This is a genomic window from Clostridium hominis, assembly GCF_014287825.1.
Lineage (GTDB): Bacteria > Bacillota > Clostridia > Clostridiales > Clostridiaceae > Clostridium > Clostridium hominis.
The window spans coordinates 92,034-100,222 of record NZ_JACOOO010000038.1 but is presented as its reverse complement, the minus strand read 5'-3'; the positions used below and the strand labels follow the sequence as shown (position 1 = coordinate 100,222).

General features: G+C 27.9%; 11 protein-coding genes and 1 pseudogene. 3 read left to right on the top strand and 9 right to left on the bottom strand.

All coding sequences use genetic code 11. From position 1 onward, the window contains the following. Positions 1–258: 258 nt before the first annotated feature. A complete protein-coding gene (locus H8S20_RS16580) occupies positions 259–600 on the bottom strand; it encodes a zinc ribbon domain-containing protein YjdM (RefSeq protein ID WP_032116758.1) in 342 nt (113 codons plus the stop codon). Positions 601–851: 251 nt separating this feature from the next. Here H8S20_RS16580 and H8S20_RS16575 point away from each other — a divergent pair, with 251 nt between their 5' ends. Next, positions 852–2,174: an FAD-binding oxidoreductase gene (locus tag H8S20_RS16575; RefSeq protein WP_032116759.1), complete on the top strand. Its 1,323-nt coding sequence runs from the start codon at positions 852–854 to the stop codon at positions 2,172–2,174. A 341-nt stretch (positions 2,175–2,515) separates the two neighbouring features. Here the strand turns inward: H8S20_RS16575 and H8S20_RS16570 are convergent, their stop codons facing one another. From H8S20_RS16570 to H8S20_RS16555, 4 genes and pseudogenes are all read right to left on the bottom strand, one after another. Further along, positions 2,516–2,668 carry a zinc-ribbon domain-containing protein gene (locus H8S20_RS16570; RefSeq protein ID WP_032116760.1) on the bottom strand — a complete coding sequence of 51 codons (153 nt, stop codon included), beginning with the start codon at positions 2,666–2,668 and terminating at the stop codon, positions 2,516–2,518. A gap of 272 nt (positions 2,669–2,940) precedes the next feature. Then, positions 2,941–3,171: a hypothetical protein gene (locus H8S20_RS16565; protein ID WP_366456476.1), complete on the bottom strand. Its 231-nt coding sequence runs from the start codon at positions 3,169–3,171 to the stop codon at positions 2,941–2,943. 3 nt (positions 3,172–3,174) lie between these two features. Beyond that, positions 3,175–3,318: pseudogene (locus H8S20_RS20830) on the bottom strand (choline-binding protein D); the annotation flags it as partial. Next, positions 3,319–3,771, bottom strand: coding sequence for a DUF6973 domain-containing protein (locus tag H8S20_RS16555; RefSeq protein ID WP_051986859.1), 453 nt, complete (start codon positions 3,769–3,771; stop codon positions 3,319–3,321). A gap of 84 nt (positions 3,772–3,855) precedes the next feature. On the opposite strand from H8S20_RS16555, the gene H8S20_RS16550 reads away from it, so the two are divergent. Further along, a complete protein-coding gene (locus H8S20_RS16550; RefSeq protein WP_032118351.1) occupies positions 3,856–4,266 on the top strand; it encodes a hypothetical protein in 411 nt (136 codons plus the stop codon). A gap of 137 nt (positions 4,267–4,403) precedes the next feature. Then, a complete protein-coding gene (locus H8S20_RS16545) occupies positions 4,404–4,616 on the top strand; it encodes a hypothetical protein (protein WP_032118350.1) in 213 nt (70 codons plus the stop codon). Between the two features lie 135 nt (positions 4,617–4,751). On the opposite strand, the gene H8S20_RS16540 is transcribed toward H8S20_RS16545, so the two are convergent. From H8S20_RS16540 to H8S20_RS16525, 4 genes are all read right to left on the bottom strand, one after another. Then, the gene (locus H8S20_RS16540) at positions 4,752–5,786 is read right to left on the bottom strand and encodes a M20/M25/M40 family metallo-hydrolase (protein ID WP_186860775.1); all 1,035 of its coding nucleotides are present in this window, start codon (positions 5,784–5,786) and stop codon (positions 4,752–4,754) included. Beyond that, positions 5,759–5,917, bottom strand: coding sequence for a hypothetical protein (locus H8S20_RS16535; RefSeq protein ID WP_186860774.1), 159 nt, complete (start codon positions 5,915–5,917; stop codon positions 5,759–5,761). Before H8S20_RS16535 ends, H8S20_RS16540 begins: the two co-directional genes overlap by 28 nt. 348 nt (positions 5,918–6,265) lie before the next feature. Beyond that, complete coding sequence (locus tag H8S20_RS16530; protein ID WP_032118348.1) at positions 6,266–7,159, bottom strand: ATP-binding cassette domain-containing protein; 894 nt, start codon at positions 7,157–7,159, stop codon at positions 6,266–6,268. Continuing rightward, the gene (locus tag H8S20_RS16525) at positions 7,152–8,174 is read right to left on the bottom strand and encodes an ABC transporter ATP-binding protein (RefSeq protein WP_032118347.1); all 1,023 of its coding nucleotides are present in this window, start codon (positions 8,172–8,174) and stop codon (positions 7,152–7,154) included. The genes H8S20_RS16530 and H8S20_RS16525 overlap by 8 nt, the downstream gene beginning before the upstream one ends. Positions 8,175–8,189 lie beyond the last annotated feature (15 nt).

The following is an 8,189-nucleotide window of genomic DNA, read 5'->3' as shown; positions in this document are numbered from 1 at the left end:
TATATTTAGACATGAAATTTATGGTTATTACATTATTATCCATAATGTTTTTTATCTTGATATTTTTCTTATCTAAAAAATTATGATTTTTAGATACACTACAATATATCTTAAATATATATATATATATTTAATGACTATTTTCTTATATTAATATAAATAGCTATTTTACTAAGATTTATAAAAATAAAAAAACTAAGTAAATAAAATTACTTAGTTTAATTTAAGCAGGAAGTAACTAAAAACTTAGTTTCCCAATTATAACTTCTTAACAAACTCAGATTTTAAGCTCATAGCTCCGAACCCATCAATTTTACAGTCTATATTATGATCTCCATCAACTAAACGTATATTTTTTACCTTAGTACCAGCTTTTAACGCAGATGAAGCACCTTTTACCTTAAGATCTTTTATTATTGTAACAGAATCACCATCTTTTAATATGTTTCCATTAGCATCTTTAACAACTAATTCATCTTCATTGCTTTCAGAAACAGAGTTTGCATTCCATTCATGCGCACACTCTGGACAAACAAAAAGATTCCCATCTTCATAAGTATATTCTGAATTACATTTTGGGCAATTTGGTAGATTATCCATAATTCACTTTCCTCCGTTTGTAAATAAATTTATTATTATTCCTAATTTATAAACTAATTAGAATATAAGCTTAATATTAACTAGTTTACTAAATCTGATTGTAGGTCTTTATGATATCACAGTCTAGTAATAATGACAAACAATAAACTTTATCTAGTTTTTGCATTTTTAAAATAATTTATTAACCTTATACAGCCTCAATAAATAGTATAAATTATAACCTAATTTAATATTTATGGGCGGTGATTAAAATGATTGATGTAATTACATCTTCAAGTAATTATTATAATTATGCTAGACAAGAATGGAACAGGTCTATAGATAAGTATCCAACTGCCATTGCATATTGTAAAACCTTCGATGATGTAAAAAAAGCTGTGTTATTCGCAAAAAAAAATAAATTTAAACTTAGAATTCGTTCAGGTGGTCATAATTATGAAGGTTTTTCTATTGATGATGGAATATTTGTTATAGATATTAGTAATTTAAATAGAATTGAAATTAACTATGAAAATAATACTGTTACTGCTGAGGGTGGTGCTTCATTTGGACAACTATATAACCTTATTGGTTCGAACGGCTACCCATTTCCTGGTGCTTCTTCTTCTACAGTTGGAGTGGCTGGATTAACCTTAGGCGGTGGTTGGAGCTATTCAAGCAGATACTTAGGACTTGCTTGTGATTATTTATCAGAGATTAAACTAATTAATTATGAAGGTTCTATAATAACTGCAAATAAAAATACTAATTCAGATCTATTCTGGGCATTAAAAGGTTCAGGAGGCGGAAATTTTGGAGTTATTGTTTCTTTAACCTTTGACCTTCCTCCAAAAGTTGATTTGGTTACTACTTTTAACATCTATTATTCAAGTATAAGTAAAGATAACCAAATAAAGTTCCTTGATATATGGCAACATTGGATAACAAATACTACTAATAAAATTAATATGAAAGCAAGTATAGATAATTCATCCTATGATGGTTCATATATATATTGTACAGGACTCCTCTACGGAACCCCTAATGAATTAATGGATATTCTATCACCTTTTATGAATATAGGAGGCTGTAACCTAACTTATGAAAATGTATCATTCCTTCAATCTACTGAAATAATTAGCTCTTTCTATAATCAATATGAACGCTTTATATCATATAGTAGATTCGCATCTAGAGAATATTCTCATGATGAGCTTTCAAAATTAGTTGATATAATAAACGAACCAAGACCTGAAGGTTCTCAAACTACTTCATTAAAGCTTTATGGACTTGGTGGTAAGGTAAGCGAAATAAACAAAGCTGATACAGCTTTCTACTATAGAAATAGCAACTATATTATTTCTATAGAGTCAAATTTTGAAGATAACGAATATAAAGAAGATAATGCTAAGTGGATAGAGGAAAAATCAAAATATATTTATAATATAACAGACGGCTCTTATATAAACTTCCCTTATTATCCTCTTAATAACTATCTTTATGAGTATTATGGGAATAACTATAAATACCTTCAAAAAGTAAATAGGAAATACGATCCTTCAAATACCTTTAGCTTTCAGCAAAGTATTAGATAACTTAAATATTTTATTCAATAATAGAAATAAGCTTCAGAATACATCTATTCTGAAGCTTATTTATGTTGCTTATTTTGTGTTGAAACTTCCTCTTCCCATTACTTAAAAGATACACTTACTATTGTAGTATCCTTATAATTAATAGTATTACACTATTAATTCCTGATGAAGATGCCTCTAAAACTCACTGGCTCTATTCTTAATATTCTCATAATAACAACTTTCCATAAAATATCTACTATACATAATATCTCACTATACTTATATCAAATATCTTATAGTTATTTTTATTATAATCAAAAAAGGTTGTAGTTTAAACTACAACCTATAACAATCTAAAATTATCTTCTATTTTGCTCTTTTTTAGCTCTTCTACAAGCTAAACATCTTGTTGGCTCATTTGTAAATCCTTTTTCTTTATAGAATTCTTGCTCTCCTACTGAAAATACGAATTCACTTCCACAATCTCTACATACTAATGTTTTATCTGTCATAATAATTCCTCCTGAATTAAGGTTCTAAACTGATATAATATTTTCTAATTCATGAGAAACTATTTATCTAATTTAAACTTATTTTTTATTTTGTTAGCATTACTGCTATTTATTCATAATAACATATTATTTATTTTATTGCAAGCATAATATTTCATTAAAGTTAAATTTAGTGAAATTATAATAATATAAAAACTGTGTAGACATCATATTATACACAGTTTTGGGTAGATAATATTTCTATTATGAAAATGTTTATGATATAAAATTTATTAAGTTTCAGTCTCTATAGATTGAATGGTGTCTAAATTTTCACTTAATACATCTTCATTAATTTCTGATGATATAAGACCTTCATTTATATCTTGTATAATTCTTAACGGAGTCGCAACTCCATTCGAATCTATTTTCCATTCATTAATTACTGTATTAGTTGCCATTCTACCAAATGGTGAATAGAAATAATACAACTTTCCACCTATGGATTTCCATCCTGTTTTCATATCTTCATTGAATGGATCTAAGTAGTACCAATAGCTATCAGGTTGTATCCAACCAGTTGCCATTGATCCTCCATCATAGAAGAAATACCATTTAGTTGCCATAACTCCATCGGATTTAAGATAATACCAACCTCCATTTATTTGTTTTCATACTGATTTAGCTAATTGTCCATTCTCATACCAATACCAATTATTATTTTTAAGTGCCCAGCCATATTGGTTTGTTTCAATTAACAAGGTATTATTTGTATAAATTAAGTAGTTTAAACTACCTATATCAGTACCTACATCTCTTTCCATTTCACCATTTTCAATAGCTTGTATAACATTTCTCCTAATTTGATAACTTATAGTACTTTCATTATTTCCACTATAATTTTTACAACCAATAGATCTTCCTTTAGAATTATTGTACAAGTCCATTTCCTTCTCTAATCCTGGATTAGGGAAGTCTAGTTCATGAGCATCCGCGAATCTTTTAGCATAATCACTACCATAATCTCTTACCGTATAAGCATTCCATAATGCATGTCTATATGCAGCTGCATTATTTACAGTTAATAATCCTTTAGTTACATTGTCATTAAATACTTTTTTCATTAGGACCTAAATTACTTGATATAATTGACAATAAAAATAAATAATGGTAAAATGTTGACTTAAATATATAATAGGGAGAGGACTATGAAAAAAAATTTTTTTATATTAGCAAGTATAATTATTATTATATTAATTTATACATTAAATAATAATTATTATTCAATTAATATCCCTAATTTGAATATTTCAGCTAGTGATAATACAATAACTTCGAAAATTGCTTATTCAGATTATGATTTGAATCTAGGGAAAAAATTTTTAATAAAAAAAGAATCTACCCTAAATGTAAAAAAAGATTCGTTTGTGAATTTGAGATTTGAAGAAGTTCCAGATGAATTTTCTTTAGTTTTATGTAACCCTGAAACAGTAATACAAGTTAATAATTATGATTTTAAGGCTCCGAGTGAACCAGGTATATATAAATATAGAGTGATTTTTAATAAATATACTAAAGGAATAATTGAATATTTATTTGTTTTGAATGTTACTGATTAAAATAGGAGTGTTGTATTTAATGGGCTGTAGTAGTTAACCTATATAAATTCCTTTTATAAGGATTTATATAGGCTTTTTTATTTCATTAAGTTAAATTTAGCAACTAAAGCAAGACTTATAAAATGGAGAGTGGATATATGTGGGGTAAGTTAATATTAAAAGAAAAAGATTATGAAATATTAACAAAAGGGATAGCTAGTGGAGTTGGTATAGGAATATTAATTGGAGTAATAGTAGGAGAAGTAATTTTATTATTCTCATTGGGGGGAGTTATTGGAATAATAATATCAAGTATATTTATTGCTTTAAATAATAGAAAAAGTAAAGAAGTTAGTGATAGTAAAATTTAATTAAATGTAAAATGAAACTGCGTAGAATATAACTCTACGCAGTTTTTACTCAATATGGATATTAAAAACAATCAACACTGGTTTAAAATAGAGCCTTTAATTATTGATTAATTGCTCTTTATATCTTATATTTTTCTATCCAATTATATATTCTAATAACAATTGATACATGTTATTTAAAGAATCAATATGAGTTCTTTCATATCCATGGCTACCAATTGTACCTGGTCCTAATGCTGCATGTCTTACATTGTTACCAGCAGTTATAGCAAAATCAGAGTCTGTGCCATATCGTGGTGTAAACACATCTACTTCATAAGCTGCACCTACTTTTTCAGCAGCATCTACTAGCTCTGTTAACATCTCATAGTGGTATGGAAACCTTGAATCTTTTGCAAATAAAGACACTTTCTTTTCGCTTGAAACTTGAGTTGGTGCTACTGGAGCTATATCTAAAGATATAATATCTTTAGTTCCCTCTGGAAGCCATGCTCCTCCATGTCCAATCTCTTCAAACATAGTAAAGAATGCTTTAATATTTCTTTTACATTTAATATTGTTGTCTTTTATATATTTCATTACAGCAATTAAAACTGCTATACATGCTTTATCATCTAAGAAACGGCTTGTTATATATCCATTATTCATATGGAAACCTGGATCTAATGCTATTATGTCTCCAACACGAATACCTAAGTCAAGTACATCTTGTTTACATTTTACATCTTCATCTAATACAAATTCTACATTTGTCTCATAATTCATAGGCGCATTATCATCAAAATCTGGCCTTACATGTACACAAGAATGTACCCTTCTTACGCATCCAGTAAAAACTTGTCCACTACGAGTATGTAACCTACAAATAACTCCAGTTGCATCTTCTTCTCTTAATCCACCTACTTTAGTTACCACAAGTGCACCATTATCTTTTATATAACGTACCATAAGACCTATATCGTCCCCATGTGCCATAATAACTAATGAATTGCCTTCTCCGCCAACATCTGCAATCAATCCGCCTTTATGAACTTCTTCACTTGGAATATTTAACTTCTCCATTTCTTTTTCAAGATAATTTTGGATTGGTCTAAAATACCCTGTTGTGCTATCAATTGCAAGTAATTCCTTTAGTTTTTCTATTACATATTCCTCATTAAACTTAAACATTGCTCTTCCTCTCCTTCTATATATTCAAACTTCCATCCTTTTAAAGCCATCTTCTCTAAATATAACTCTAACCTTCTATACTCATATGGAATAATCTTAAATAATACCTTTTTCGTATTTCCTATTACCAAACTCCATTTCCCCTTTTTACACCAAATATATTATCTATTATTGAATATGTAAATTATTTAAAAACTTCTCCCTTATAACCATATTGTACCATAATTTCTTCTATATTCTACATTATAGTTAAGTTTCCCTATTCTTTTAGCTACTTATTCTATTCCTCTATTTTTTTAATATTTCCTTTAATCATTCAAAACCAGACTTATCTTTTTCTAATTATAAAATATAAATAATATGCTCCCATTATAGTAGACAGTTAAAATAATAAAACTGTTCTATAATGGGAGCATATCAAAATTGGTCCACTTTTATATTTTCCATTATCAACTTTTATTTAAAACATAGCGTTATATTTAAATAAGCTTATCAAACAAAACAAAGTGGTCTTTACTAACTTCTATCCACTTTACCTTTTCATTACAACATTTACTTATAGACTTATTCTTCATAGTAAACAAATTATTTTCATCTTGTAAGTCAGAATTTAATAGCATTTTAGTATATGGATGTATTGGGTTAGAATATAATTCATCTGTAGGTGCAACCTCAACTATTTTACCCTTATAAATTACTGCTATTCTATCACTAATATATCTAACCATTGATAAATCATGAGATATAAAGATAAAAGTTAAATTTTTATTACTTTTCAATTTCTTAAATAAATTTATTATTTGTGCTTGCATTGATACATCAAGCGATGCAATAGGCTCATCTGCTATAATACATTCTGGTTTTGTTGAAATAGCTCTAGCTATAGCAACTCTTTGTCTTTGCCCTCCAGAAAGATCATATGGATACTTATTTATACTACTTCTATCTAGTCCTACAACCTCAAGTAAATCATATACTACTTTCTCTCTCTCAGCTTTACTACTATACAGTTTTTGAAGTCTCATTGGCTCTTCAATAATATTTTTCACTGTCATCCTAGAATTTAAACTGGACGTAGAGTCTTGAAAAATAAATTGTATCTTTTTACTTATTATTTCTCTCTGAGTTTTTTTTAACTTTTTACCACTTATAGTAATGCCATTATATTTAATTTCTCCATCAGTTATACTATTGATACCTACTATACTTTTTCCTAATGTAGATTTACCTGAACCTGACTCTCCTATTACTCCTAAGAACTCACCTTTATAAATATCAAGTGAAACATCATCTATAGCTTTTACTATTTTTTTATTGTTTAAAGTAAAATATTGCTTAAGATTTTTTATCTCTAAAAGTTTTTCCCTATTCATGAATAATTAACTTCTCCTCTTTAGCTTTAATTTCATCTCTTGCTATAGCTGCATTTGGATGTAGTAACCACGTTGCAGCATAATGACTTTCACTAACTTTAAACATTGGTGGTTCTTCTAAAAAATCTATTACTAAGGGATTCTTATTTCTTATAGCAAAAGCCTCTCCCTTTGGAGGATTTAAAAGATTTGGTGGCACGCCTTCTATAGTTGGTAAATATTCTTTATCCATATTAAAAGAAGCTCTAGATGACATTAACCCTACTGTATATGGATGAATAGGGTTTGAAAATATATCTTCTTTTTTGCCTATTTCAACTATTTTCCCTGCATACATTACAGCAATCCTATCTGCAATTTTATTTACCACTTCCATGTCATGAGTTATAAATATTATGGATATATTAGTTTTCTTTTGTATTGATTTTATTAAATCTAATATTTTATTCTGCATTATTGAATCTAATGCTGTTGTTGGCTCATCAGCTATTAAAATTTTAGGATTACATGCTAATGCTATAGCAATTGCTATACGTTGTCTCATTCCGCCTGAAAATTCATATGGATATTGGTTATATCTACTTTCTGATTCATCTATCCCTACAAAATCTATTAATTCTATAGCTCGCCTCTTAGCTTCTACTCTAGTAACCTTATTATGAACTCTAACAGCTTCTGATATTTGCTTTCCTACAGATATAGTAGGATTCAATGATGTCATTGGATCTTGGAAAATCATAGATATTTCTTTTCCCCTCACTTTTGACATCATCTTATCAGTAAGATTACATATATTAGTGCCATTTAATAATATATCACCATTTTTTACATATCCATTTTCAGGTAATAATTTCAGTATACTTCTACATAAAACTGATTTTCCAGAACCTGATTCTCCTACAATTGATAATATCTCACCTTTTTTTAAATCAAATGATACATCTCTTACAGCTTTAACTTCGCCATATTTAGTTTTGAGATTTACTTGTAAATTCTTAACTTCAAGCACTTTCATAACTATAAATAATCT

What these genes read in the sequence shown, in the direction of transcription:
- H8S20_RS16525 (WP_032118347.1), bottom strand. Translation starts at nt 8,174, where the DNA reads ATGAAAGTGCTTGAAGTTAAGAATTTACAAGTAAATCTCAAAACTAAA.
- H8S20_RS16550 (WP_032118351.1), top strand. Translation starts at nt 3,856, where the DNA reads ATGAAAAAAAATTTTTTTATATTAGCAAGTATAATTATTATTATATTA.
- H8S20_RS16570 (WP_032116760.1), bottom strand. Translation starts at nt 2,668, where the DNA reads ATGACAGATAAAACATTAGTATGTAGAGATTGTGGAAGTGAATTCGTA.
- H8S20_RS16555 (WP_051986859.1), bottom strand. Translation starts at nt 3,771, where the DNA reads ATGAAAAAAGTATTTAATGACAATGTAACTAAAGGATTATTAACTGTA.
- H8S20_RS16580 (WP_032116758.1), bottom strand. Translation starts at nt 600, where the DNA reads ATGGATAATCTACCAAATTGCCCAAAATGTAATTCAGAATATACTTAT.
- H8S20_RS16530 (WP_032118348.1), bottom strand. Translation starts at nt 7,159, where the DNA reads ATGAATAGGGAAAAACTTTTAGAGATAAAAAATCTTAAGCAATATTTT.
- H8S20_RS16565 (WP_366456476.1), bottom strand. Translation starts at nt 3,171, where the DNA reads ATGAAAACAGGATGGAAATCCATAGGTGGAAAGTTGTATTATTTCTAT.
- H8S20_RS16545 (WP_032118350.1), top strand. Translation starts at nt 4,404, where the DNA reads ATGTGGGGTAAGTTAATATTAAAAGAAAAAGATTATGAAATATTAACA.
- H8S20_RS16540 (WP_186860775.1), bottom strand. Translation starts at nt 5,786, where the DNA reads ATGTTTAAGTTTAATGAGGAATATGTAATAGAAAAACTAAAGGAATTA.
- H8S20_RS16575 (WP_032116759.1), top strand. Translation starts at nt 852, where the DNA reads ATGATTGATGTAATTACATCTTCAAGTAATTATTATAATTATGCTAGA.